The sequence below is a fragment of the Clostridium ihumii AP5 genome (assembly GCF_000612845.1).
Classification (GTDB): Bacteria; Bacillota; Clostridia; order Clostridiales; family Clostridiaceae; genus Clostridium_J; species Clostridium_J ihumii.
In genome coordinates, this window is record NZ_CCAT010000070.1 from 18065 (window position 1) to 44625 (window position 26561).

Sequence of the window (26561 nt, forward strand, 5' to 3'; positions counted from 1 at the left end):
AAATTTTGAGAACCTAAAAAAAATTATAGGGAGGAATTGAAATGAAAAGTAGTGAACAAAAGATTACAGAAAAAATGAGAGTAGCTGATTCATCAAAAATAAATATAGTAAACCAATACAATGAAGCGGTTGAAGCTTTTAAAAATAATGCAACTCAAATAAATGGAAATGAATATGTAAAACTAGATACTGCTTTAGAAACATTACAAGATATTCTACCTTTCTCATCAATGTTTAAATAAATAATAAAACAGGGCATTTTAGGAAAATAAGCGATAAAATATTACAGCTATTTTCTTGAAGTGCCCTATATTAAGTTAAATAAACAAATTTTTACATAAAAATAAGCTTATTTATGCACAAATTTTACAAAATGTTATATATTATAATATATAATTTTTCCTGAAAACTATTGGAATAATTCTTAAATAATAGGCAATAATTCAAATAGTTAAGGGGGAGAGTTTTATGAGAAAAATAATAACGTTTGGAATTATACTATTTATAGTATTAATAAATACTTTTCAATTTAAGGAAAGCGTTGCAAGTGAAAATCTAGATATTTATAAAGAAATTTTAAAGATATCAAGTGCAAAAATAGAAGAGGTTGGTATAGAATCTACTTTCATTAATGATGAGAGTTTACAATCATGCTATAACAATTTAAAAAAAGCTTTTCAGTTCAATAACCCAATAAACAATGAAAAAATAGTTAGCAGTACAACTGATTATTTGCAGTTTGACATAGATAATATTAATGGAAATATACAAAGGATAGATGCTAATAAAATTAAGATAAGTATTAATCAAAAAACAGATAAAAATAATACAGAACTTTTAAAAAGCATTTTAAGAAATGCTTTTAATGATAATACAAGTCAATACTTATATATCAAATCTAAAATTAATGATGATTATCATGAAATAAATGATAAGATACTAAAATTTTTAGATAAAAGTGGAGCTACAGACATCAATACAGTAAATTTAAATAATGGATATAGCACAATTTGCAATACTCATAAGTACAATGTAAAAAATATTGCAAATGGAAGTTTTGATTTTCAAGTTGCAATAATGAATTACAATAGTGAATCAGAAATAATTATAGGAATACCAGAAATAACTGTAGCTTTTTAAAATAGCACTATTATGGAGGAAGAAATATGGAAAAATTTATAATAAAGGGTGGCAAAAAGTTAAGTGGGGAGGTTGAAATAAGTTCAGCTAAAAATGCCGTATTGCCGATATTAGCAGCGACTATATTAAGTGCTGATTTATGTATTTTGAATAATACACCTATGCTAGAAGATGTTAATGTCCTTTGTGAATTATTAGAGTCGCTTGATGCAAAGGTTACAAAGAATAATGGAGTAGTTAGAGTTGATACATCTGACTTAAACTATAAAAATGTTAATAATGAACTAGTAAAAAAGATGAGAGCATCTTTTTTAATAATGGGAGCTATGGTGGCTAGATTTGGTAATTTTAAAATGTCACTTCCAGGCGGATGCAATATTGGAGCTAGACCTATAGATTTGCACTTGAAAGGATTAGCTGCATTAGGTGCAGATATAGAAACTGAGCATGGATTTGTTGAAGTAAATGCAAATGAATTGCATGGGGCAAAAATATATCTAGATTTTCCATCAGTAGGAGCTACAGAAAATATAATGATGGCTGCATGTTTGGCTAAAGGTGAGACTATAATAGAAAATGCAGCAGAAGAACCTGAAATTACAGACTTAGCTAATTTTTTGAAGTCTATGGGAGCTAAGATTTATGGAGAAGGAACAGATACCATAAAAATAATTGGAGTGAAAAAACTTCATGGATCAGAATATACCCCTATATTTGATAGAATAGAAGCAGGAACATTTATGGTTGCAGCAGCTGCCACAAAAAGTACTATAAGGTTAACTAATACAAATGCGGAATATATGAAGCCTGTTATTGCTAAATTAAAAGAAATGGGTGTTGAGACAATAGTAGAAAATAATGATTTAATAGTAAATGGAAATACAAATATAAAATGTGTAGATATAAAAACTATGCCATACCCAGGATTCCCAACTGATATGCAAGCTCAAATGATGGCATTACTAAGTACTGCAGATGGAACAAGTATGATTACAGAGACTATGTTCGAAAACAGATTTATGCAAGCTAGAGAACTAATAAGAATGGGAGCTAATATAAAAACAGATGGTAGATGTGCAGTAGTAGAAGGAACAGAATTTTTAACAGGAGCAGAAGTTAAAGCTACCGATTTAAGAGCTGGAGCAGCTTTGATTATAGCTGGTTTATGTGCAAAGGGAGAGACAACTATAGTTGATATATATCATATAGATAGAGGATATGTAATGATAGAGGAAAAACTAAAGAAGCTAGGTGCAGATATAAAAAGAGTAAATAATTAGAAATTATATACAACAATAGAGGTGTTTTCACCTCTATTATTTTTTATATTTCAAATTTAATTTATGGAATTAGTAATATTTTCATAGGAAATGAAATATGAATTTACATATAGGACAAGTTATAAAATGTGAAATACTTTTTTAACTTAATCTTATTAATACACAATTAAGTCTATAGGAATACAAGATCAAGCTTAAAATTAGTTTTGTTTTAATTGATAAATAAGAAATTAAAGTGTTGTACCAAAATTAACAATTAACGATGAACAATTAACAATGAAGGATAAAACTGAAAGCTCAGTTTTTTTAAAAATAGATTTTTAAAATAATTTGTACAACAAATTATTTAAGGATTATATAAAAACTTAGTTTTTATGGACTTCTATTCAAAAATATTAAAAGCGAAGTGAATAATATTAACCATCATTGTTAATTGCTAACTGTTAATTGTTAATTGGTTCCAAACATGATAATAGAATAAACTGTAAGCTTAAGAGTATCATTTAATAAAGAGATTATTTTTAATTTGACCTTGGAACCTTATATAGGGATTAAAGTTAAAAATAGATTTAACATCCTATAAATATACTTAACTGAAAGGATGATAAAATGAGTAATTTCAAAGGTAGAATAGGCTTTAGTGGAATAAGTGAAAAGGCAGCATCTCAAATTATTTCAATATTAACTTTTATAATTATAGGTTTAATATTTTTATTAGCATCTACATACTTTATACTTGGATGCAATGATGGCAAACAAACAGCGTCCTTAAATATAAAAAAACCTGAAGTAAAAGAAAGTAATATAGCTATAAAGGAAAATAAAGATTTGGTAAGTGATATAAAAGTTGATAAAATAAAGGTTTATTTAACAAAGGAAGATAGAGTAGTAGAAATCCCATTAGAAGAATATATAAAAGGTGTTATAAGTAGTGAAATGCCAGTAAATTTTGAAGTAGAAGCACTAAAAGCTCAAGCAATTGCAGCAAGAACATATACTATAGCACATACAACTGCTATGGGTGGTGGATGTAAAAATGGAAAAGGGGCAGATCTTTGTGACTCTACTCATTGTCAAGTATATATGTCTAAGGAAAACAAGGTAAAATTATGGGGACAAAATGGTTCTAAGAATTGGAATAAAATAGAGGAAGCTGTTAATTCAACCGAAGGTCAAGTAATGGCGTACAATGGAGAATTGGCTAAAGGAGCATATTATTTTTCAACTAGTGGAGGACGAACAGAAAACTCAGAAGATGTATTTGTTAATGCTTTGCCATACTTAAGAAGCGTGGATAGCAAAGGGGAAGAAGAAGCTCCTAGATATAAAAGCAATGTAAAAATACCATATAATAAAATAGTTGAAAGAGCAAATATGGAGTATAGTGCTGATATGGTAACTAGCAATATGAAAAGTCAAATTCAAATACTTAGTAGAAGTGAAGGTGGGTCTGTGAAGGAAATAAAGCTAGGAAAAGCTGTTATAAGCGGACCTAAATTTAGAAGCTTATATGGACTTAACTCAGCAAATTTTGAATTGAATTTTTTGAATGAAGAACTAGAAGTAAATTGTATAGGGTTTGGACATGGTGTTGGTATGAGTCAGTGGGGTGCAAACACAATGGCTAAAAATGGTAGCAAATGTGATGAAATAATAAAACATTATTATACAGGTATTGATATAAAAAAATTGAATAATAAATAGAACTTATAAAAAGCAGGAGTGATTTATGAACTTCTGCTTTTTTATGCGAAAAAATGGAAACTCAAATAATTGATAACAATTAAAAAATACAGTATTTTACATATAAAATATCAATAAAAGAAGATTAAAGCGCTCAAAAAGTGATTAATTTTAAAAAAAAGGTCGAAAAAAAATTAAAAAAAATAAGTATGTAAGTGAATTAACTTTGAAATATAGGACAACAATACTAGTGGAGGTGTTTTTATGGATAATAAATCAAAATTAAAACAATTTTTTAAGAAAGAAGGCTTTTATGTAGTTCTATTTGTATGTTTATGTGCAGTAGCTACAGTAGCTATAATAACAACATCAAAAGATAAAAAGGATGTTGCAAAACTGCCGATGGTAGAACAAAATCAAAAATCAGCTGACAGTTCTAAAACTAGTGGTGTGATATCAGAAGACAAAACTTATAATGATGCATTACAAGTAAATAAAGATGAATTAAAAGCTGTTCCAGAAGTACAAGTTCAAAATAATAAGGGTACAGCAGCTGTATCAAACACAGGTAAAGGTTCAGCACAAAATCCTGTAGAAGGAAAATTAGTACGTGCTTATTCAGAAGATCCAGTTTATATGAAATCAACTAAAGATTATAGACCACACTTTGGTTTAGATATAAAAGTTGAGGAAGGTGCTCCAGTAGTTGCAATGATGGATGGAGTAGTAAAAAATGTAGATATTTCATCAGAAGGAAATTATGTTGAAATAGATCATCAAAATGGATTAGTAAGTGTATATTCAAACTTGCAAGAAAAAGTTGCAGTAAAAAAAGGTGATGCTATAAAAACAAACCAAGAATTAGGAAAGGTTGGAAAAACAACAACTTTTGCTTATGAGGATTATGGCACACACTTACACTTTGAAGTATTAAAAGATGGAGAGCACATAGATCCAAGTAAATATGTAAGTTACAAAAAGTAGCAATTATGAAAAAGCCATTTTCTAAAAGAAAATGGCTTATCCATAATATATTAAATGTAATTTATATGATTAAATTAGCATATTTATAAACTATAGAAGGATTAAGGAGGCCACTACTTTGAAGGACTACATCGAAGAAAGAGTAATGGAAGTTGCAAAATATATAATTGAATCACAAGCTACCATAAGAAAGACAGCATCAGTATTTGGTGTAAGTAAAAGTACAATACACAAAGATATGACAGAAAGACTGCCCAAAATAAATGCTCAAGTTGCTGAACAGGCAAAAACAATATTAGATTTAAATAAGGCTGAAAGGCACATAAGAGGTGGAAGAGCAACTAAAATGAAATATAAAACAATTGAAGGATAAAATTTTTCGTATTATAATGATATAGTATAGGATTAATATGGTATGTATGTCTTATATGCAATAAAAATACGAAAGATCAGGAGTGAATTTTATTATGTTTTTTTTCGGTATGGGAACGGACATGGGTATAGATTTAGGTACAGCAACAGTACTAGTTTATATGAAAGGTAATGGAGTTATATTAAAGGAGCCTTCAGTTGTAGCTATAGAAAAAACAGCTAACAAGGTTTTAGCAGTTGGAGAAGAAGCTAGAAGAATGATAGGAAGAACTCCAGGTAACATAGTAGCAATACGTCCACTTAGAAATGGCGTAATTTCAGATTATGATATAACAGAGAAAATGTTAGAACATTTTATTAAAAAGGCTTGTGGAAAGAAAAAAGCTGCTCCAAGAGTAGTAGTTTGTGTTCCATGTGAGTCTACAGAAGTAGAAAGAAGAGCTGTTGAAGATGCAACAAGAAATGCTGGAGCAAAGAATGTTTTCTTAATAGAAGAACCATTAGCAGCAGCAATCGGTGCAGGATTAGATATATCTAAAGCAAGTGGAAACATGGTTATAGATATTGGCGGAGGAACTACTGATATAGCAGTTATATCATTAGGCGGAATGGTTGTAAGAGAATCAATTAAAGTTGCTGGCGATAATTTTGATGATGCAATCATTAAATACATAAGAAAAAAATATAAATTAATGATAGGTGAAAGAACAGCAGAAGATTTAAAGATAAATATAGGATCAGCATATAAAAAAGATGAAGAAATGGATATGGAAATAAGAGGAAGAGATTTAATTACAGGACTTCCTAAAAATATAAGTGTTAATTCAAAAGATATGAGAGAAGCATTACAAGAAGCTGTATCTGCTATAGCTGAATGTACTCATGCTGTTTTAGAAAAAACTCCACCTGAATTAGCTGCTGATATAGCAGAAAAAGGAATTGTTATGACTGGTGGTGGTGCACTTTTAGATGGACTAGATAAATTAATTGAAGAATATACTAAAGTTCCAGTATACATAGCAGAAAACTCAATTTCATGTGTAGCTATAGGAACTGGCAAAGCATTAGACTTTATAGATAAAATGGGTGAAGGATTTAGCGGTCAAGATTTATCATTTTATTAAGATATCAAAATAAAAACACAGAACTACATGTGTAATATTTATTATACATATGTAGTTCTGTGTTTTATATTATAATAAAATGCAATGATAAATAACTATATATTAAAAGCTAAATAATAAGCATGAAATAGGGAATGTGTTATAACTTTCGATAATTGCATAACTAAGTTAAGGCGTATGTTACGACTAGTAAAAAGTTCATTATCTTCACTGGAGTCTATTATGCCTATTAATGAAATATCACCAACAGGAGGTAATAGTTTTCCAACACCTTTACCGGGGTTTATGGCAAAATCTCTAACTTGAATTTCTCCTATACTAGAATATGGACCTAAACAAGCATCTATTCCAACAACTTTGGAGTAAGGGTGTTTAGTTTTTATCTCAGATAATTTACTTTCTAAGTTTAAAGCATGAATAGGCTCAGAAATAGTCCCGTATACAGGAAGCGGGAAATGGTTATCAATTAATTGTGTTCCAACTAAAGGTCCTAAGCAGTCGCCGATACATCTATCTGTACCAATACAAATAATAATTGTATCTTTGTCAATATAATCTTTAATAAAATTAGCTAATCTATAATATGCTAGGGGACTTTTGAAATGCGTCTTTATTCTAGTCACCTATTGCACCTCCTAAACTTCAATAATTTTAAGATTGAATAGTAAAATTTATTTCAAAATAAATGTAATAATTTTTAATTTTATATAAATAATAAAAATAAAAAATGCACTTAATAATATATATGCAAAAAAAAGGAAAGTGATTATTAAAATATAAACTTTCAAATTTTTATTTAAAATTATTGAATATATAAAGAATTATGAGTTAATAATTATAAAGAAAATTGATGTGAGGGAGAGTTTGTTTAAATGAGAAAAATATATTTAATGATTGTAATTTTAACAACAATAGTTAGTATTACTACAATGTTGAATGTAAAAAAAAGTTGTATAGAATCTAATAATATAGATGTGGCTTACAATGAAAAAATTTTGAATTATGATGAAAAAAATCAAGTAGTAAATGTTGATGATGTTATAGAAAAAAATAAGCAAATCAATAATGATAATGAAATAAAAAAAAGTGATGATACAAAGGAAAACATAGATGAAAAAGCGAATGAATCAAGGCGTTGGTATATTGAAAATAAAAATAAAGAACTTATGAAAGATTATAGTTTAGAAGACTATGAGGTAACGGAAGAAGAATTAAATGTAGAGTTTGACACATATAATAAAAGAGAAAATGAGTTAAATAAGCATGTTATAAAAAAAGAGCCAGATGAAATAGTGAGTGCATTATCTTTACAAGAAAAAACAAAATTGATGAAGTACTTTTCTAAAGTACCTAAAAAAGAATATGATAATTTAGAGGAATATTTAAGTTATACAAATCAAAGAGCAGGAGTGAGAAAAATAATGAATGTTCTAGAAAAATATTTATCTAATGATGAAATGGAAGAAACTAAAGAAATTATGTCTGATTATGTTGATATAAGAAGAGTAGAAGAATATTAAAATTAAATTAAAAAATAAGAGAAAGTTAGAAAAATGAAGAAAAAAATAGCAATATAGATAAAAACAAATATAAATCAGTTATATAAGGTAATTTGGATTTGAAAAAAGCTCGCTAAAAATATAAAATAATCCTTGTCGAAGTTGTGGCGGCTTCGAAAAACTAAAAAATATGCTGGCATGGCTCAACGGTAGAGCAGCTGACTTGTAATCAGCAGGTTGTAGGTTCGATTCCTATTGCCAGCTCCATAAGTGGAGGAGTTCCCGAGTGGCCAAAGGGGGCAGACTGTAAATCTGTTACGTTTCGTTTCGATGGTTCGAATCCGTCCTCCTCCACCATATATTTAAGGTCGCATAGCTCAGCTGGGAGAGCATCTGCCTTACAAGCAGAGGGTCACAGGTTCGAACCCTGTTGTGACCACCATAAAACTTTAAAACTAAAAAATATGCTGGCATGGCTCAACGGTAGAGCAGCTGACTTGTAATCAGCAGGTTGTAGGTTCGATTCCTATTGCCAGCTCCATAAGTGGAGGAGTTCCCGAGTGGCCAAAGGGGGCAGACTGTAAATCTGTTACGTTTCGTTTCGATGGTTCGAATCCGTCCTCCTCCACCATATACTTAGGTCGCATAGCTCAGCTGGGAGAGCATCTGCCTTACAAGCAGAGGGTCACAGGTTCGAACCCTGTTGTGACCACCATAAAACTTTAAAACTAAAAATATGCTGGCATGGCTCAACGGTAGAGCAGCTGACTTGTAATCAGCAGGTTGTAGGTTCGATTCCTATTGCCAGCTCCATAAATGGAGGAGTTCCCGAGTGGCCAAAGGGGGCAGACTGTAAATCTGTTACGTTTCGTTTCGATGGTTCGAATCCGTCCTCCTCCACCATATAAAACACCTTAGTGAAAATTAAGGTGTTTTTATTTTTGACTCATAATTTCAACCACTAAATCTATGATTGATATAAATATTACATAGGGAGTTAGTTGTCTAAGATAAAGTATATTTAAAAAAATCAAATTTTAATTATCAACCATAACTTTTCACTATTCACTTTTACTTCTTACTTGGTTCCAAACATGAGAATAGCAATAAACTGTAAATTTAGTTGCATTATTTGATAAATCTATCATTTTAAATTTTAGCTTGGAACAATATATATTGTTGATAAAATGATAGATTGTGGATAAATTCAAAAATTAATTTTCAATTTGTGGATAAATTTAATTAATGTTATTTACAATGTTTTCATAATATTCATGTTGACAATAAATTTGCAAGGTGATAATATTACAATATAAATTTAATACTGTAACTCTTATCAAGAGAGGTGGAGGGAAAAAGGCCCTATGAAACCCGGCAACCGGTGCTAAGCACTAAGGTGCCAATTCCTGCAGAGTTTTCTGCAAGATAAGAAAGTGGATAATAGAAATTTTCACCTCTTCTTATCGAAGAGGTTTTTTTTATACATTATTGTGCAAAAGATAAGAAATCAGTAATAAATTCAAGTTTAAAATTATTGTGTGAAATATATTTATACATATGTGGCAATAATGCAACATATCTTGTATTCATTAAATAATAAAAAGATACACGTTAGAAACTAACAATTAACATATGAATACAAGCATAATTGATTTAAAACTATTAACAAATTTTAAGAGAGAGAAGGAAGGGAATAGTAATGAGAAGATTATTTACATCAGAATCAGTAACAGAAGGACATCCAGATAAAATATGCGATCAAATTTCAGATGCAGTATTAGATAGTATTTTAGAGAAAGACCCAAATGCTAGGGTTGCTTGTGAAACAGCAGTAACTACAGGTATGGTTTTAGTAATGGGAGAAATCAGTACTAATTGCTATGTTGATATTCCAAAAGTTGTTAGGAATACAATAAAAGAAATAGGATATACAAGAGCTAAATATGGTTTCGACTATAAAACTTGTTCAGTATTAACATCTATAGATGAACAATCACCAGATATAGCACAAGGTGTAGATGATTCAATAGAAAATAGAGGAACAGAGAAGACAGAAGTTGAAGCAGTAGGGGCTGGAGATCAAGGAATGATGTTTGGATTTGCATCAAAAGAAACTCCTGAATATATGCCACTTCCAATAGCTATGTCTCATAGATTAGCAAGAAGATTATCAGAAGTAAGAAAAGATGGTACATTAGAATATTTAAGACCAGACGGAAAGACACAGGTTACAGTTGAATATGAAGATGAAACACCAGTAAGAATAGATACAATAGTTATATCAACTCAACATTGTCCTGATGTAACACATGAGCAAATAACAAAGGATTTACAAGAGTTAGTAATAAAAGCTGTAGTTCCAGCAGAATTATTAGATGAAAATACTAAGTACTATATAAATCCAACAGGAAAATTTGTAATTGGAGGACCACAAGGAGATTCTGGTTTGACAGGAAGAAAAATAATAGTTGACACTTATGGCGGATATGGAAGACACGGTGGTGGAGCTTTCTCAGGAAAAGATTCAACAAAAGTTGACCGTTCAGGTGCTTATGCAGCAAGATGGGTAGCTAAAAATTTAGTTGCGGCTGGTGTTGCAGATAAACTAGAATTAGAAGTTGCTTATGCAATAGGAGTTGCAAATCCAGTTTCAATAGAAGTAGATACATTTGGAACTGAGAAAATATCAAATGAAAAGATTGTTGAAATAGTTAAAAAAGTATTTGATTTAAGACCGGGTGCAATAATAAAAGAATTAGATTTAAGAAGACCTATATACAGACAAACAGCTGCATATGGACACTTTGGAAGAAACGATCTAAATCTTCCTTGGGAACAATTAAATAAAGTAGATGAAATAAAGAAATACTTATAATAAAAAAGCATCTCAAAATAATTTATTATTTTGAGATGCTTTTTATATTCACTGTTCATTGTCAATTTAAAAAATGTACATTAAAATGCCTAATTTAAACATGAATAACTTAAGGTTCAAATGTAGATTTCTATATGTTTGTAACAAAGTTAAAATGGATAAGATATAATATAGAGGTGTACAGTACAAATATAAGATTAAAACAATAGTATGAGTTATAACTTGATTAAAGCATAATTTTAAAACTGAGTTTGCTAATATATATATGGTATAATATTTCAAAAGATTATTTTTTAGGAGAGAGATTTTTTATGGCTGATTTAACAGGGATATTAGAAGAAATAATATTTAAAAATGAAGAAAATGGATATACCATTGCACATATAAAAGAGGGTAGTAAAACACATACTATAGTTGGAATTATACCTTATGTTAAAGAAGGAAATAACTATAGTATAACTGGTGAATGGGTTGTTCATCATAAATTTGGTGAACAATTAAAAGTAGAATCTATAAGTGAAGTGTTGCCTACGAGCAAAATTGGTATAGAAAAATACTTGTGCAGTGGAGTTATTTCTGGTATTGGACCTGTTACTGCAAAGAAAATAGTAGATTTTTTTGGTGAGAGAACTTTAGAAATTTTAGATAAAGATATAGGAAGATTAAGAGAAATAAATGGAATTGGGAAAAAGAAAATAGATCTTATAATGAAGTCATACTCATCTCAAATAGAATTAAGGGATATAATGATATTCTTTCAGACTTATGGCGTTAGTGCAAATCAGTGTATGAAAATATATAAAAGGTTTGGAGCAAGTTCTATATCTATAGTAAAAGAAAATCCATATGTTTTAACTGAAGAGATTTCGGGAATAGGTTTTAAAATAGCAGATAGAATAGCTATGAAATTAGGTGTAGAGAAGAGTTCACTTTTTAGAGTTAAGAGTGGACTTAGATATATAATTAATGAATTTTGTTTGTTAGGAAACACATATATGCCATTAGATAAGCTTATAAATAAGTGTAAGGAGAATCTTGAAGTAGAAGAAGGAATAATAGATACGGCTATAAGAGAAAGTATTTTAGATGGAAAAATAAAAATTGAAAACATAGAAGATACCGAGTGCGTATTTACAATTCAATATGCTTATGCTGAGATGGGGGTAACGAAAAAATTAGTTCAATTATGCACTACTAGTTATGATGAATTAGAAATAGATTATAAAAATGAAATTAAAGAATTTGAAAATAATGAAGAAATAAAATTAGCGAAGTCTCAACGGGAAGCAATTGAAGGCGCTATGATGAATGGAATAGAGGTTATAACAGGAGGTCCGGGTACAGGTAAAACTACTATAATAAATTGTATAGTAAGTATATTTGAAAAATATGGAATGAAAGTTAATATGGCGGCACCAACAGGAAGGGCTGCTAAAAGAATGAGTGAAGCAACAGGAAGAGAAGCAAAGACTATTCATAGGCTTTTGGAAATGGGAGCTGGTGAAGAAGATGAAGAAATAGAGGAATTTAAAGATAAAAAGTTAGAATGTGATGTTTTAATTATAGATGAGGCATCAATGATAGATATAAATTTAATGAATACACTGATGAAGTCTATATTTATAGGAACTAGACTTATATTAGTTGGAGATGTGGATCAATTACCATCAGTAGGTCCCGGAAATGTATTAAGAGATATAATAGAGAGTGAAGTGGTTAAAACTGTAAGACTAAATGAGATATTTAGGCAAGGTAAAGAAAGTATGATAACAGTAAATGCTCACTTAATAAATGATGGTAAAATGCCTATTTTAAATTCTAAGGGAAGTGATTTTTACTTTTTAAAAGGTGAAAATAGACAAGGGACTTTAGAATTAATAATTTCTTTAATAAACACAAGGCTGCCTAAATTTAATAAATCATGGGATAAAATAAGGGATATTCAAATATTATCTCCTATGAAAAAAGGTGAAGTTGGAGTAGATAATTTGAATATTGAACTTCAGAAAATTTTAAATCCAAAATTAAAATCAAAGAAAGAAAAACAGATAAAAGATATAATATTTAGAGTTGGTGATAAGGTTATGCAAACTAAAAATAATTATAACCTTGCATGGACTAAAAAAGAAAGTACATTACTTACTGAAATTTCAGGAACAGGTATATTTAATGGTGATGTTGGATATGTAATAGATATAAATGATGATAAAAATACAGTTATTGTAATGTTTGAAGATGATAAAACTGTTGAATATGAAGATATGTACTTAGACGAATTAACTTTAGCATATGCAGTGACAATTCATAAAAGTCAAGGAAGTGAATTTCCAGTAGTTATAATACCGATGTATATGGGGCCACCAATGCTTATGAATAGAAATCTTTTATATACAGGTGTGACTAGAGCAAAACAATTAGTGGTTTTAGTTGGGGAATTAAATGCAGTAGCATTTATGAAAGATAATGATAGAATATTTGAAAGGTATTCAGGTTTGAAATGGAGAATAAAAGAAATTTTTGGCACTTAATTAAAGAGAAAAAAATAACTAGAGGCAAGGAATCTGTAAGTAAAGATATTTTAGAAAATGTTAAGGAAAAAGTGGATAGAGTTAATATTGTGTCATATTTTTATAATACATCAATAATTTTTTTAGATTCAATTAAATATTGCATTGAAAATGGTAAAAGCGTTTTATATATTACTAATGAAAAACAAGATAGAATAGAAATATTAAAGTATTTAGAAAAAAAAAATTATATATATTTAGATGATAATGGCAAAGAAGTACGTGGAAAGCTTAATTTAGCAGATTACAATAGAAGTTTATACTTAGAGTACAAATATGACTTGGTTATATATGATGAACTTGGATATATGCCAAGTCAAAATGGAAGAAGTATCGAACTCATTTTATTGAAGCTAGTTAGTCAATTTGGTACAGCTATATCATACTCAGTAGAATCAGTTTTTGAAAAAGCAGACACTATATATTTTCCATATAATGAGAAAAACATTCCGCTAATAGAACCACGAGTAATAAGTACAAAAATAAATATGAAAAATGATTTACCATTAGTAGCATATGATTATTTGATTTGGTCAGTACAAAGTAATAAGAAAACTATAATATATGTTCCAGATAGCGTTAGGGTTATTAATGTGTATCGATATATTTATGAAATAAGAGATAAAATAATTACTGATATTTTTTATTATATAAATGGAAAAAAAGACAAAAGTTCTATAAAAAAATTTTTAGAATCTCAAAATGGAATAATAATAACTAATGATTATCATGAATCTTATGATGATGAGTTAGACAATTTAAATGTAATGGTATTTTTTGCGGATGATTATTTTTTTAATTACAAAAAACTTATCTACATAACAAGTAAAGTTGAAAGAATAAGATCTAACTTTAAAAAAGAAGTTATATTTTTATGTAAAGAAGAAACTAAGGATATAGAAAAAGCTAAATCCATAATGAGAAATTTAAATAAGAAAGGTTGGGAAGATGGATTTTTAAAACTTTAGAATTTATAATTAATAGTTTTTTGAATGTTGTTTATCCAAATGATGAAAAGTGCGTAGTTTGTGGATGTTATAGCACTAGGAATTTGTGCAGAAAATGTGAAAAAAATATAGAATTTTTAAATTCTTCTTTCAGCATTGAGCATAACAAGAATTTGTACAAATATTACTCAATAGCAACTCATAAAAAGGCAATGAGAGATATTGTTATAGCATTAAAATATAATAAAAATTTTAATGCAGCTAGTATAATTGCAGATTATATGGAAAAACTAATTTTAAATAAAAAACTTTCAATAGATGTAGTCACTTTTGTGCCAATGGCAAAAAGAGATGAAAATAGACGAGGTTTTAATCACTCAAAGGTTATAGCTGAATTTTTAGCAAGAAAATTAAATAAGCCTTGTGTTAGATTAATTAAAAAGAAAAGAATAACTAAAGATCAAATAGGGCTAAGTTCTAGTGAACGATGGAACAATATAAATGGTTCCTTTGTATATGAAAAAAAGGCTAAAAAGTATAATTCAATACTACTTGTTGATGATGTAATAACTACTGGTGCAACTGTAATTAATTGTGTAGATGAATTAAAAAAGTGTGAAATTAGAAAAATATATATCTTGACGGCAAGTAAAAGTATAGTGTAATATAAAACGGTAAGTTGTGTTTGTGGTTGAAAGTCGATGCCAGTCGCAGGCAAAACGATCCACGTAAGTTAAACAAAGTTTTAATGAGCATGGTGCGGCTTAGAAGTAAGTCCTGCCGCTTTATAAAGCGAGAGGGTTAGTAGTGAGAGGATCAATCTGGGTAGCGAAACCTCCAGCAGGCGAGTGTGGGGTCAAAGACCAGGTCAAGCAACTTATAAAAAAACTCTATACGAAAGTATAGAGTTTTTTTATGCATAAAATTAACCCAACTATTATATTATAACATATAGGATGAAAAAAATCATTTCACAACTTTTATAGTAAAATTAAAAAAAAACATAGATAGAATGAAATAAACAAGAATGATTGTGCAAAACTTTCTAAATTTTAAGAAATATTAATTTGAAAATAGTCAATAATAACATTAAAATATAAATACAATAAACACTGCAAGTAAGCATTTAAAATGCTTTCCAGCTCTAGAAAGGGGTTGTACTATTATGAAAGTAAAATCAATAGGAAAAAACATAGAAATTACAACTGCATTAAAGGAGACAATTGAAAAAAAATTATCCAAATTAGATAAGTATTTTTCACAAGAGGTTCAGGCTACAGCAACATTTAGTGTTGAAAAAAATAATCATAGAGTAGAAGTTACTATCCCATTTAATGGAGTGACACTTAGAGCAGAGGAAAGAAAAGGAGATATGTATGTAGCTATAGATTTAGTGTTAGATAAATTAGAAGGTCAAATAAGAAAACAAAAAACTAAATTACAAAGAAGAGTTCAGAATTCAATAATTAATTTTAATAATATAGATGATAGTGAATATGAAGATGATAAGGAACCAAGGATTGTAAAAACAAAAAGATTTGCACCAAAGCCAATGTCAGAAGAAGAAGCTATACTACAAATGGAGTTGCTAGGACATGATTTCTTTGTTTACAAAGATGCTAGAACATCAGCAGTGAATGTTCTTTATAAAAGAAAAGATGGAAATTATGGTTTAATAGAACAAGAATTTTAAGATTTAAAATTTATATAAAATTAGAAAGTAGTGCTAAATTTAGCACTACTTTTAGTTTTGTATAAAACTTTAATGCAATTTAAAGTGTGTTTGTAAATATATTCTCGATAAAAACATATTAATATAAAAAAATGAAAAAAATACATGATAAAAACGAAGAATAAGGTAATTAAGTTTATATAATTTGAAAAGGCCTAATTTTGTCGATACATGGATATATATTAAGTTGAAGGAATATGAAATAAATGATATAATTTTAAAGTGCAAATTAAGATGAAAATAGAATGTTATCTTAATTTTAATAAAGAATTTACTAGAAGTTAATATAAAAGATAAAAACAAAAATATGTATTAAAAATTACAATAAAGCCTAATATGAGTTATATGAGAAGTTTGATATATAATTTTGTATAAAATGGAACAATTGAATTTTTAATATTTTATTTAGTATGAAAGAGTGAGGAAAAGGTATGAAACTTTTTGATAAAATTTTTGGAACATATAGTGATAGAGAAATAAAACGTATAATGCCTACAATAAAAAAAATAAATGAGTTAGAACCAACTGTAGAGCCATTAAGCGATGAAGAATTAAGAGGAAAAACAGAAGAGTTTAAATTAAGATTAAAAAATGGAGAAACATTAGAGCAAATATTACCAGAAGCTGCTGCAGTAGTTAGAGAAGCATCAAAAAGAGTTTTAGGAATGAGACATTATGATGTTCAACTTATTGGTGGAATTATACTTCATCAAGGAAGAATTGCTGAAATGAAAACAGGAGAAGGTAAAACATTAGTTGCAACACTTCCTGCTTATTTAAATGCGTTAACAGGAGAAGGTGTTCACGTAATCACTGTTAATGACTATCTTGCTAAAAGAGATAGAGATGAGATGGGAAGAGTACATGAGTTTTTAGGACTTACAGTTGGAGTTATTGTACATGGACAAAGCCAAGCTGAGAAACAAGAACAATACAATGCAGATATAACATATGGAACAAACAATGAATTTGGATTTGATTACCTAAGAGATAACATGGTTATTTATAAAGAAGAAAAAGTTCAAAGACAATTACACTATGTTATTGTGGATGAGGTTGACTCAATATTAATAGATGAAGCTAGAACACCACTTATAATATCTGGAGAGGGAGAAAAATCTACAGAGTTTTATAAGGTTGCAGATTTCTTTGTAAAATCATTATTAGAGGAAGATTATACAATAGATGAAAAAGCAAACTCAGTTATGTTAACTGATGCAGGTGTTGAAAAAGCAGAGAAATATTTCCATGTTGAGAATTATGCAGACCAAGAAAATATGACAATACAACACCATGTTGTTCAAGCGTTAAAAGCAAATTACATGATGAAAAATGAAAAAGACTATATAGTAAAAGATGGCGAAGTTGTTATAGTTGATGAGTTTACAGGAAGACTTATGGAAGGTAGAAGATATAGTGATGGACTTCACCAAGCTATAGAAGCTAAAGAAAATGTAAAAGTAGAAAAAGAATCTAAAACTTTAGCAACAATTACATTCCAAAATTACTTTAGAATGTACCAAAAGTTAGCAGGTATGACTGGTACAGCTTTAACAGAGGAAGAGGAGTTTAGAGAGATATATGGACTAGATGTTATTGTAATTCCAACTAACAAACCAGTTCAAAGAATGGATAAACCAGATGCTGTATATAAAACAGTATCAGGAAAGTACAATGCAATAGTTGAAGATATAAAAGAAACTCATGAAAAGGGTCAACCAGTATTAGTTGGTACAGTAAGCATAGAAAAGTCAGAAATACTTTCTTATATGCTTAAGAAAAAAGGAGTGCCACACCAAGTATTAAATGCTAAATATCATGAAAAAGAAGCGGAAATAGTTGCAGGTGCTGGACAAAAAGGCGTAGTAACTATAGCAACTAACATGGCTGGACGTGGTACTGATATAAAACTTGGTGAAGGCGTAGTTGATTTAGGCGGATTAAAAATAATAGGTACTGAAAGACATGAATCTAGACGTATAGATAATCAGCTTAGAGGACGTGCTGGTCGTCAAGGAGACCCAGGAGAATCAAGATTCTATATATCATTAGAAGATGATTTAATGAGAATATTCGGTTCAGAGAGATTAGCTTCAGTAGTTGAAAAACTTGGATTAACTGATGAAGATGCAATTGAAAGCAAAATGGTAAGTAATGCCATTGAAAGTGCTCAAAAGAAAGTTGAAGGAAACAACTTTGATGTTAGAAAAAATGTTGTTAAATATGATGACGTTATGAATAAACAAAGAGAAATTATATACTCTCAAAGAGAAAGAGTTTTAACTGGTGAAGACTTAAAAGAACAAGTAAAAGGTATGATTCAAGATGTTATAGAAAGTACTGTTAATGCTCATATTAGTGGAGTAGACGATACTTTCGATGAAGAACTTAAAAAACTTATAGCATACATGGAGGAATTATTTGTAGAAAAAGGAACATTTACATTTGAAGATTTAGAGAAAGATTCAAATGAACAAATAATATCTAAATATGTAGAGTATGCAAATAAAGAATATGATGAAAAAGAAGAAGCATTTGGATCAGAACAAATGAGAGAAATAGAAAGAGTTGTTCTTCTAAAAGTAGTTGACTCTAAATGGATGGATCACATAGATGATATGGATCACTTAAAACAAGGTATAGGTCTAAGAGCTTATAAACAACAAGATCCAGCTCAAGCTTATCAAATGGAAGGTAGTGACATGTTTGATGAAATGATAGCAAACATTAAAGTTGAAACTGTTAAATACTTATTCCATGTAAGAATAGAGAAAGCTCCAGAAAGAGAAAGAGTAGCAAAAGTTACAGCTACAAATGATAGTAGTGAAGAAGCTAATCAACCAGTAAGAAAAAAAGCAGAACCAAATAGAAATGATCCTTGTCCATGTGGCTCAGGTCATAAATATAAAAACTGCTGTGGTAGAGGAAAATAAATTTAAAATATATGTGATAATAGATAATAGATATGGATATTAATTTATATTTATTATCTATTATTTATATACAAATAGGAATAAACTGTAATCCAAAAATCGTTATTTAATAAATAGATTATTTGGAATTTGAACTTGGAACCCTATAGAAAGAAGGTATAGTACAGTGATAATACAATTAGAAGAAGCATTAAACTCAGTAAATTCACTTAAACAAAATTTATTAGAAGTGAAGGTGTCTCTTTGACATCCCTAGTATGGAGTTAAAATTAAGTGAGTTAGAAATGAAGATGCAAGAAGTTAATTTTTGGGATGATATAAATAAAGCTCAAGAAATAACTCAAGAAGCTAAAGGCATTTCTGATAGAATAAATAAAATAAAAGAGGTTAGTGATAGAATTGAGGATATACAAGTTTTAATAGAACTTAGTATAGAAGAAGATAGCAATGAAAGTATAAGAGAAATAAAAAAAGAAGTTAAAGATTTAGAAGAGATAATAAATAAATTTAAAATAGAAATTCTTTTGTGTGGCGAATATGATAAAAATAATGCCATATTAGCATTACATACAGGTGTAGGTGGGAATGATGCACAAGATTGGACTGAAATGCTATATAGAATGTATTCTAGATACTGTGAGAGCAAAGGGTTTAAATTAGAAGTTATAGAGTATATACCAGCAGATGAAGCTGGTATAAAGGGTGTTACATTAAAGGTAAGTGGTGAATATGCGTATGGATATTTAAAAGCTGAAAAAGGTGTTCATAGATTAGTTAGAATTTCACCATATAATTCAAATGGAAAGAGACAAACGTCTTTTGCTGGGTGTGAAGTTTTACCAGAACTTACAGAAAGCCAGGATATAGATATAAAATCAGATGATTTAAAAATTGACACTTATAGATCTAGTGGTGCTGGAGGACAACATGTAAACAAAACAGAATCAGCCATTAGAATAACTCATATTCCAACAGGAATAGTAGTTCAATGCCAAAATCAAAGAAGTCAGCATACAAATAAAGATTATGCAATGAAAATGCTTAAATCAAAACTTGTAGATTTAAAAGAACAGGCGCATAAGGAAAAAATAGAAGATTTAGCTGGTGAAGTAAAAGACAATGGTTGGGGAAGTCAAATACGTTCATATGTATTTCATCCATATAACCTTGTTAAAGATCATAGAACAGGTATAGAAACAGCCAATATAAATGCTGTTATGGATGGTGAAATTGATGAATTTATAACAGGATATTTAAATACTTTAAAATAGATAAAAAAGGTCGTAAAATAAATTTTACGACCTTTTTTCTATAATTAAGAAACCTTTTTTTTGTTATTCTTAATTATAAGAATAATGAAAAGAGTTGATGATAAACCTCCAGCAATAAGGAAAACTAATGAGTATTCAGAAAAAATATTTTTAGTATAATATTTATTATTAATTTCTTCAGATATTATAAAAAATGCTCTATCAATAGATTTGGTATCTATGAAATCTATTGTGTCCAATGGTTTGTGTATTCTTACATCGTCATTATCGCAAAAGGTTACAGCTGCAATATTATGTTGTCTAAATGGATCATGATCACTGAACGGAACAAAGTCATAATTAAAGTATGCTTTTTGCTTTTCTGCTATCTTACTAAGACTTTTTATAGGCTCAGTATTTTTTGTATCTCCAGCACTACCTACTAGACGAAGTTCATTATTGTTGAAACCACCAATCATATCAAAGTTGTAAACTGTGCTATCTTTAAATTTATCTGCATATTTGTCTGCAAAAGCTTTTGAACCTAAAAGACCTGAATCTTCACCATTAAATGCAACAAATAAAATATCTCGATTAGGTGTTCCTAGAGATTTTACATACTTAGAAAATTCCATAATAAAACCAGTTCCAGAGGCATTATCAAGTGCACCATTATAAATATTTCCTAAAGAATCCGTTCCAACATGGTCTAAATGACAAGAAAATATTACAGGGCTTTTTGAAGAATCTTTTCCCTTAATACGTCCAACTATATTGTTAACAGTTGCATTTTCAGGCTTGAAAGGAATATGAATATATGCTGATGCTCCATTGTTAAGATCGGTTTTTAATTTTTTAAACATTTCAAATGATACGGAAACACTTAAATCATATTTAAAATCTTTACAATAAGAATATCTGGAATCTATAGGATCGTGAGCAATGATTTGTAATAGTGAATTATTTTTGCTTATAACAAAACTAAATTCTTTAGATTCAGTTATATCTTTAGATATAAAAGTTAATTCATTTATATCATAATTAGAACCATTATCCATATAGTCTGTTCCATATATTAATTCCAAGTTATTATTATCTTTAGTGATTGTAAATTTAGGTTTAAAATCTAGAAGTTTAGGATACTCCATATCAAAAGGATTTTCATATGAACCATCAAACTGTTCTAATCCTAGTGACTTAAAGTGATTTTCAACATAATCACAAGCTTTTTTATTACCTTCTGTTCCAGGAAGCCGACCTTCTAATTCATCAGAGGATAAGTATTTAGTATATTCTTTAGCTACATCAGAGCTAAATTTATATGTGTGATTATGTTTATGAAAATAATAAATAGATAAAAAAGTAATGAAAATGCAAAAACATAGTAGTATTATATAAATTACATTTTTGAAATGTGATTTTTTTGATAAGGTTGTATTCATTTTAAATTCCCCCTATAAAATAAATTTTAATCAATATATTATAAGTGTATTTATTTATGTAGTATAATATTAAATAAATTTTAATTAATTGTTTGAAAGAGTGCCTTATGATAAAATTATATTGGAAAGTAAAGGAAAGATATGAGCTTGTATAGTTAAATAAGATTTAATTTTATCATGATTGGAAAGTATATAATGATGAAAAGTTATAACTCAACTATAGTATTAATTAATAGATTAACTATTAAACAACAATTAAATTAATGTTAAATAATACATGAAAAACAAGATGGAGGAAAAAATGGATATTATAATTAAAAAAATAATAAAAGAATTTTCTTTAACTGAAAATCAAGTTAATAATGTAATAGAAATGTTAGATGAAGGAAATACAGTTCCTTTTATAGCTAGATATAGAAAAGAAAGAACTGGCGGCCTTGATGATATAGTTTTAAGAAATTTTGCTGAAAGATTAACTTACCTTAGAAATTTACAATCAAGAAAAGAAGATGTAGTAAGATTAATAGAAGAACAAGGGAAATTAACAGAAGAAATTAAAATAGCGCTTGATAAGTCTGAAACATTAACAGAAGTTGAAGACATTTATAGACCATATAAGCCTAAAAAGAGAACAAGAGCTACTATAGCAGTGGAAAAAGGCTTAACGCCACTAAGTGAAGCTATATTTAGTGGGGAGTATAAAGGTAATATAGAGGCATATGCAAAAGAATTCATTGATGATGAAAAGGGTGTAAAAGATGAAAATGAAGCGCTTCAAGGCGCAATGGATATAATGAGTGAAAAAATATCAGATGAAGCAGATTATAGAAAATATATAAGAGCATTAGTATTTAGAGAAGGCTTCCTAGAGTCAAAGGGAGCTTCAGATGAAACTACTCCTTATGAAATGTATTATGAATATAAAGAAGAAGTAAAGAAAATACCAGCTCATAGGATATTAGCAATAAATAGAGGAGAGAAAGAGAAAGTTCTTAGCGTAAAAATTACTTGTGATAATGATAAAATAATACAATATTTAAAGGCTAAAACTTTAAAAGGAAATAATAATACGGATGTATATATAGAGAAGTCAGTAGAGGATAGTTTAAAAAGATTAATATACCCATCAATAGAAAGAGAAATAAGAGCAGAGCTAACAGATAAAGGAGAAACTGGGGCAATTGATATATTTAAAGCTAACTTAAAGGCATTGCTTATGATTTCACCGATTAAAGGTAAGACAATAATGGGATTTGACCCTGGATTCAGAACAGGGTGTAAAATAGCAGTTTTAGATGAAACAGGAAAGTTTTTAGATAATGTAACTGTACATGCAACAGCAAGTAGTGAATCTAAAGTAAAAGAATCTATAAAAGTTTTAACTGATATGGCAATTAAATATGGTGTAGATGTAATTTCACTTGGAAATGGAACAGCAAGTAGAGAATCAGAAGAAATTTTAGTAGAAGTTATTAAAAATGTAAAAGAAAAATCAGGCAAAGATATATATTATGTAGTTGTATCAGAGGCTGGAGCATCTGTATACTCAGCATCAGAGCTTGCCACAAAAGAATATCCAGATTTAGATGTTACTGTTAGAGGTGCTATATCAATAGGTAGAAGGCTTCAAGATCCTCTTGCTGAACTTGTAAAAATAGATCCAAAATCTATAGGGGTTGGACAGTATCAGCATGATGTTACACCTAAAAAATTAGATGAATCTTTAAAAGGTGTAGTTGAAGATTGTGTAAATAATGTTGGTGTAGATTTAAATGTAGCAACTCCATCATTGCTTTCATATATTTCAGGTATAAATTCAACAATAGCAAAGAACATTGTTGATTATAGAGAAGAAAACGGAAAATTTAAAAATAGAAAAGAATTATTAAAAGTAAAAAGACTTGGGGCTAAAGCTTTTGAACAATGTGCAGGATTTTTACGAGTAATGGAAAGCAAAGAGCCACTAGATAACACATCAGTTCACCCAGAAAGTTATAATGCTTGTAAAAAATTATTAGATATATTAGGTTATACAAAAGAAGATATAGCTGACAATAATTTAAAAGATATAGATGGAAAAATTAATAGTATAGGAGTGGAGAAACTTGCAAAGGAAGTAGAAATAGGAATTCCTACACTAAATGACATAATAAAAGAAATAAAGAAACCAGGAAGAGATCCAAGAGAAGACTTACCTAAACCTATTTTAAAAAGTGGAATAGTTGAAATGAGTGATTTAAAACCAGGCATGATGTTAAATGGAACTGTAAGAAATGTGTCAGATTTTGGAGCATTTGTAGATATTGGTGTTCATCAAGATGGGCTTGTGCACATAAGTCAACTAAGTGATAAGTTTGTAAAACACCCATTAGATGTAGTAAAAGTAGGAGATATAGTCGAAGTTAGAGTTATGGAAGTTGATGAAAAAAGAAAAAGAATTTCTCTTTCAATGAAAAAAGAATAAAATATAAAAAAATCTATGCAATTTGCATAGATTTTTTTGTTAAAAGAATGTTAAATAATTTTCAAGAATTATCAATTTAATGACTGTAAAAATAAAAATTATTCATTTATATTTTTTACAAATTAGTAAAACCGTGAGAAATGCTAGATTGAGAATTATAAAAAAAGAAATGAAATGAAATTTAATTGAATTTATTTGAAAATATGTTCAATTAGATTCAATGGAAAATCAAATAATGAAATAAAATGAATAAAACCTAAGAAAAACAAGATAAATATAGTTAAATAGGAATATAGAATAAAAAACAAGTAAATATAAGACTTTTTGAAAATTGATTTTAACAAAAAATAGGAGTATTTTATATTATATTTGAAAATGCATGCATAAAAAAATCAACAAATGAAGAAAAATGTCGAATAAATATAAAATGTAAAGATTTATTTTAAAAGTAAATTAAGTATAAATTAAAGAATAAATAATATGATTAACTTAAGGAGATTTACTAAAATGATAAGAAATTTAATTGGGGGAACTTGCTATAATATAATAATATGCAAGGATGATTTAGAAAAATATAACTTAGATTTAAGTACAGTAGTTATGGAATTAGATAAGAAAATAGATATGACTTTTTATAATAAGAAAGAATCAGAGAAAATAATATTATATACATTAAAAGATGAAGTAATATTAGAATGTATGGAAGAATTTATAAAAAATCAGTTAAAGTTTTATGATTTGGTAAAAGACGAAATAGAACCTTTAATTACTAAGTTACATAATATGAAAGATGTTTCAGAATTAATATCAATGGCAAAATCTGATGAATTTAATAATCTTACATATGATAGTGTACTAGAACATTTAATTGTAGAAGAAGAGTGTGATATTAGAATATGTTATGAGTGTATCTCTTTCTTTAGAGAAGAATACATAGAAAAAGAGGACAAACACTTTCTATCATACATAGAAAAATTAATCAGAAAATCAGCTAGATATAATAAACTAGGTTCTACAGTTAGAGTATTTTTTGCATAGATTGAATTAAAAATATATATAATCTAGAAACTTAGAGCGATTACTTTATATAGTATGAATTAAATAAAGAATAAAAATAAATTATTATATAAAAAATTAGGAATGAAATGAATTAAATAATATTCATAGTCATTCTTAATTTTAAATTGGCTCCAAAGAGGAAATTAAAAGTAACTTACAAACTGTAAGGGACTGACTTTATATGATTAGAGGAATATGATATTAAAAGAGGCAATAAGTTATTATAAGATAAGTAGCACATCATATGTGTATAAATCTTGCTAATTTATATATTGGCAGATAAAATTAATAACAGTTAGCAAGGGGAACATTCTCAACATTTTGAATATTGCTTTTTGTATAGTGCTATTATATAATAAATATGAAAATAAAATATTAAATACTCTTCAGGGCGGGGCGAAAATCCCCACCGGCGGTAAAGCCCGCGAGCCTTAATAAGGCATGATTCGGTTAGATTCCGAAGCCGACAGTATAGTCTGGATGAAAGAAGATTGATACGATGTTTATTTGTGTATTCAAAGCCCTAACACTATTGTTAGAGCTTTTTATTTTTTTATATATCGTATTAAACCTATTAATTCCTAGAAGAGCATTATTAGGGGGTATTTAAAAATGGAACAAAGTCAAAAATTACACAGAATGGTAAAGATATCTTTACTTTCAGCAATTGCCTTTATACTGATGTATATAGACATTCCAGTATTACCAGCATTTCCATGGCTTAAAATAGACTTAAGTGATGTACCTGCACTTATGGGGGCTTTTGCATTTGGACCTTTAACAGGGATAGGAATTGAATTATTTAAAAATATTTTAATAATAATATTTAAAGGAACTGCAACAGGATTTGTTGGGGAAACAGCTAACTTTTTAGTTGGCATTTCATTAGTTTTTCCAGCAGCAATGATATATCATAGAAATAAAAGTAAAAAAACTGCGATTTTAGGTATGGCTTTAGGATTTTTTATGATAGAAGTAGTAGGAATACTTTCAAATGTATTTTTATTATTGCCTGCATATGGAATGAAAATGGTAGGTAAAGAATTAACAACATATGTATTAGCAGGTTTATTACCATTCAATGGTATAAAGGCTTTGCTTGTATCAGTGATAACATTTCTATTGTATAAAAGATTATCAGTAGCCTTATTTAAGGTAGAGCCTATGTTAGGAAAGCCTAAAAAAGCATAAAATATAGAAAAGATATGTG

Annotated in this window: 20 protein-coding genes, 8 tRNA genes and 2 riboswitches; of the genes, 26 read left to right on the forward strand and 2 right to left on the reverse strand. The window is 28.6% G+C overall.

Annotated features, from left to right (window positions below; genetic code table 11):
* Positions 1-41 precede the first annotated feature (41 nt).
* From BN346_RS14970 to mreB, 7 genes are all read left to right on the forward strand, one after another.
* Complete coding sequence (locus BN346_RS14970) at positions 42-242, forward strand: hypothetical protein (RefSeq protein ID WP_040329692.1); 201 nt, start codon at positions 42-44, stop codon at positions 240-242.
* A 226-nt stretch (positions 243-468) separates the two neighbouring features.
* The gene (locus tag BN346_RS14975) at positions 469-1140 is read left to right on the forward strand and encodes a hypothetical protein (RefSeq protein WP_040329693.1); all 672 of its coding nucleotides are present in this window, start codon (positions 469-471) and stop codon (positions 1138-1140) included.
* Positions 1141-1166: 26 nt separating this feature from the next.
* Positions 1167-2420 carry a UDP-N-acetylglucosamine 1-carboxyvinyltransferase gene (gene murA, locus BN346_RS14980; RefSeq protein ID WP_040329694.1) on the forward strand — a complete coding sequence of 418 codons (1254 nt, stop codon included), beginning with the start codon at positions 1167-1169 and terminating at the stop codon, positions 2418-2420.
* A 609-nt stretch (positions 2421-3029) separates the two neighbouring features.
* A complete protein-coding gene (gene spoIID, locus BN346_RS14985) occupies positions 3030-4124 on the forward strand; it encodes a stage II sporulation protein D (RefSeq protein WP_051540441.1) in 1095 nt (364 codons plus the stop codon).
* Positions 4125-4367: 243 nt separating this feature from the next.
* Positions 4368-5087 carry a M23 family metallopeptidase gene (locus tag BN346_RS14990; protein WP_040329695.1) on the forward strand — a complete coding sequence of 240 codons (720 nt, stop codon included), beginning with the start codon at positions 4368-4370 and terminating at the stop codon, positions 5085-5087.
* A gap of 118 nt (positions 5088-5205) precedes the next feature.
* On the forward strand, positions 5206-5460 hold the full coding sequence (gene spoIIID / locus BN346_RS14995) for a sporulation transcriptional regulator SpoIIID (RefSeq protein ID WP_040329696.1): 255 nt from the start codon (positions 5206-5208) through the stop codon (positions 5458-5460).
* A 94-nt stretch (positions 5461-5554) separates the two neighbouring features.
* Positions 5555-6583: a rod shape-determining protein gene (gene mreB, locus BN346_RS15000; protein ID WP_040329697.1), complete on the forward strand. Its 1029-nt coding sequence runs from the start codon at positions 5555-5557 to the stop codon at positions 6581-6583.
* Between the two features lie 95 nt (positions 6584-6678).
* Here the strand turns inward: mreB and yyaC are convergent, their stop codons facing one another.
* Entirely contained in the window at positions 6679-7206 is a 528-nt protein-coding gene (yyaC, locus tag BN346_RS15005; protein WP_040329698.1) for a spore protease YyaC, read from the reverse strand.
* Positions 7207-7455: 249 nt separating this feature from the next.
* On the opposite strand from yyaC, the gene BN346_RS15010 reads away from it, so the two are divergent.
* From BN346_RS15010 to prfB, 16 genes are all read left to right on the forward strand, one after another.
* The gene (locus BN346_RS15010; protein WP_040329699.1) at positions 7456-8103 is read left to right on the forward strand and encodes a hypothetical protein; all 648 of its coding nucleotides are present in this window, start codon (positions 7456-7458) and stop codon (positions 8101-8103) included.
* Positions 8104-8274: 171 nt separating this feature from the next.
* Positions 8275-8349 (forward strand) — tRNA-Thr (locus tag BN346_RS15015).
* Between the two features lie 5 nt (positions 8350-8354).
* A tRNA-Tyr gene (locus BN346_RS15020) sits at positions 8355-8439 on the forward strand.
* Between the two features lie 9 nt (positions 8440-8448).
* Positions 8449-8524 (forward strand) — tRNA-Val (locus tag BN346_RS15025).
* A gap of 24 nt (positions 8525-8548) precedes the next feature.
* Positions 8549-8623, forward strand: a tRNA-Thr gene (locus tag BN346_RS15030).
* Positions 8624-8628: 5 nt separating this feature from the next.
* Positions 8629-8713, forward strand: a tRNA-Tyr gene (locus BN346_RS15035).
* A gap of 8 nt (positions 8714-8721) precedes the next feature.
* A tRNA-Val gene (locus BN346_RS15040) sits at positions 8722-8797 on the forward strand.
* 23 nt (positions 8798-8820) lie between these two features.
* A tRNA-Thr gene (locus BN346_RS15045) sits at positions 8821-8895 on the forward strand.
* 5 nt (positions 8896-8900) lie between these two features.
* A tRNA-Tyr gene (locus BN346_RS15050) sits at positions 8901-8985 on the forward strand.
* A 427-nt stretch (positions 8986-9412) separates the two neighbouring features.
* A riboswitch (SAM riboswitch) is annotated at positions 9413-9514 on the forward strand.
* Positions 9515-9781: 267 nt separating this feature from the next.
* Positions 9782-10957, forward strand: coding sequence for a methionine adenosyltransferase (gene metK / locus BN346_RS15055; RefSeq protein ID WP_040329700.1), 1176 nt, complete (start codon positions 9782-9784; stop codon positions 10955-10957).
* Between the two features lie 311 nt (positions 10958-11268).
* Positions 11269-13485: an SF1B family DNA helicase RecD2 gene (gene recD2 / locus BN346_RS15060; RefSeq protein ID WP_040329702.1), complete on the forward strand. Its 2217-nt coding sequence runs from the start codon at positions 11269-11271 to the stop codon at positions 13483-13485.
* Complete coding sequence (locus BN346_RS15065) at positions 13455-14492, forward strand: hypothetical protein (RefSeq protein WP_051540442.1); 1038 nt, start codon at positions 13455-13457, stop codon at positions 14490-14492. The genes recD2 and BN346_RS15065 overlap by 31 nt, the downstream gene beginning before the upstream one ends.
* A 191-nt stretch (positions 14493-14683) precedes the next feature.
* The gene (locus BN346_RS15070) at positions 14684-15136 is read left to right on the forward strand and encodes a ComF family protein (RefSeq protein ID WP_158644503.1); all 453 of its coding nucleotides are present in this window, start codon (positions 14684-14686) and stop codon (positions 15134-15136) included.
* 500 nt (positions 15137-15636) lie between these two features.
* Entirely contained in the window at positions 15637-16164 is a 528-nt protein-coding gene (hpf, locus tag BN346_RS15075; RefSeq protein WP_040329704.1) for a ribosome hibernation-promoting factor, HPF/YfiA family, read from the forward strand.
* Positions 16165-16634: 470 nt separating this feature from the next.
* Positions 16635-19136: a preprotein translocase subunit SecA gene (gene secA / locus BN346_RS15080; RefSeq protein WP_040329705.1), complete on the forward strand. Its 2502-nt coding sequence runs from the start codon at positions 16635-16637 to the stop codon at positions 19134-19136.
* A 166-nt stretch (positions 19137-19302) separates the two neighbouring features.
* Positions 19303-20407, forward strand: a protein-coding gene (gene prfB, locus BN346_RS15085) for a peptide chain release factor 2 (protein ID WP_187372143.1) whose coding sequence is annotated in 2 segments (ribosomal slippage) — positions 19303-19380 and positions 19382-20407 — 1104 coding nt in all. Because the reading frame shifts where the segments join, the coding sequence is not laid out codon by codon here.
* Positions 20408-20451: 44 nt separating this feature from the next.
* Here the strand turns inward: prfB and BN346_RS15090 are convergent.
* Positions 20452-21828 (reverse strand): M28 family metallopeptidase, encoded by a 1377-nt coding sequence (locus tag BN346_RS15090; protein ID WP_051540443.1) that lies wholly within the window; start codon positions 21826-21828, stop codon positions 20452-20454.
* Between the two features lie 301 nt (positions 21829-22129).
* On the opposite strand from BN346_RS15090, the gene BN346_RS15095 reads away from it, so the two are divergent.
* The 3 genes from BN346_RS15095 to BN346_RS15105 all read left to right on the forward strand — a co-directional run bounded on the left by BN346_RS15095 (position 22130) and on the right by BN346_RS15105 (position 26542).
* Positions 22130-24292, forward strand: coding sequence for a Tex family protein (locus BN346_RS15095; RefSeq protein WP_040329707.1), 2163 nt, complete (start codon positions 22130-22132; stop codon positions 24290-24292).
* A gap of 507 nt (positions 24293-24799) precedes the next feature.
* Positions 24800-25330, forward strand: coding sequence for a hypothetical protein (locus BN346_RS15100; protein ID WP_040329708.1), 531 nt, complete (start codon positions 24800-24802; stop codon positions 25328-25330).
* A gap of 399 nt (positions 25331-25729) precedes the next feature.
* A riboswitch (FMN riboswitch) is annotated at positions 25730-25847 on the forward strand.
* Between the two features lie 116 nt (positions 25848-25963).
* Positions 25964-26542, forward strand: a complete 579-nt coding sequence (locus tag BN346_RS15105) for an ECF transporter S component (protein WP_040329709.1) — start codon at positions 25964-25966, stop codon at positions 26540-26542.
* The last annotated feature ends 19 nt before the right edge of the window (positions 26543-26561 follow it).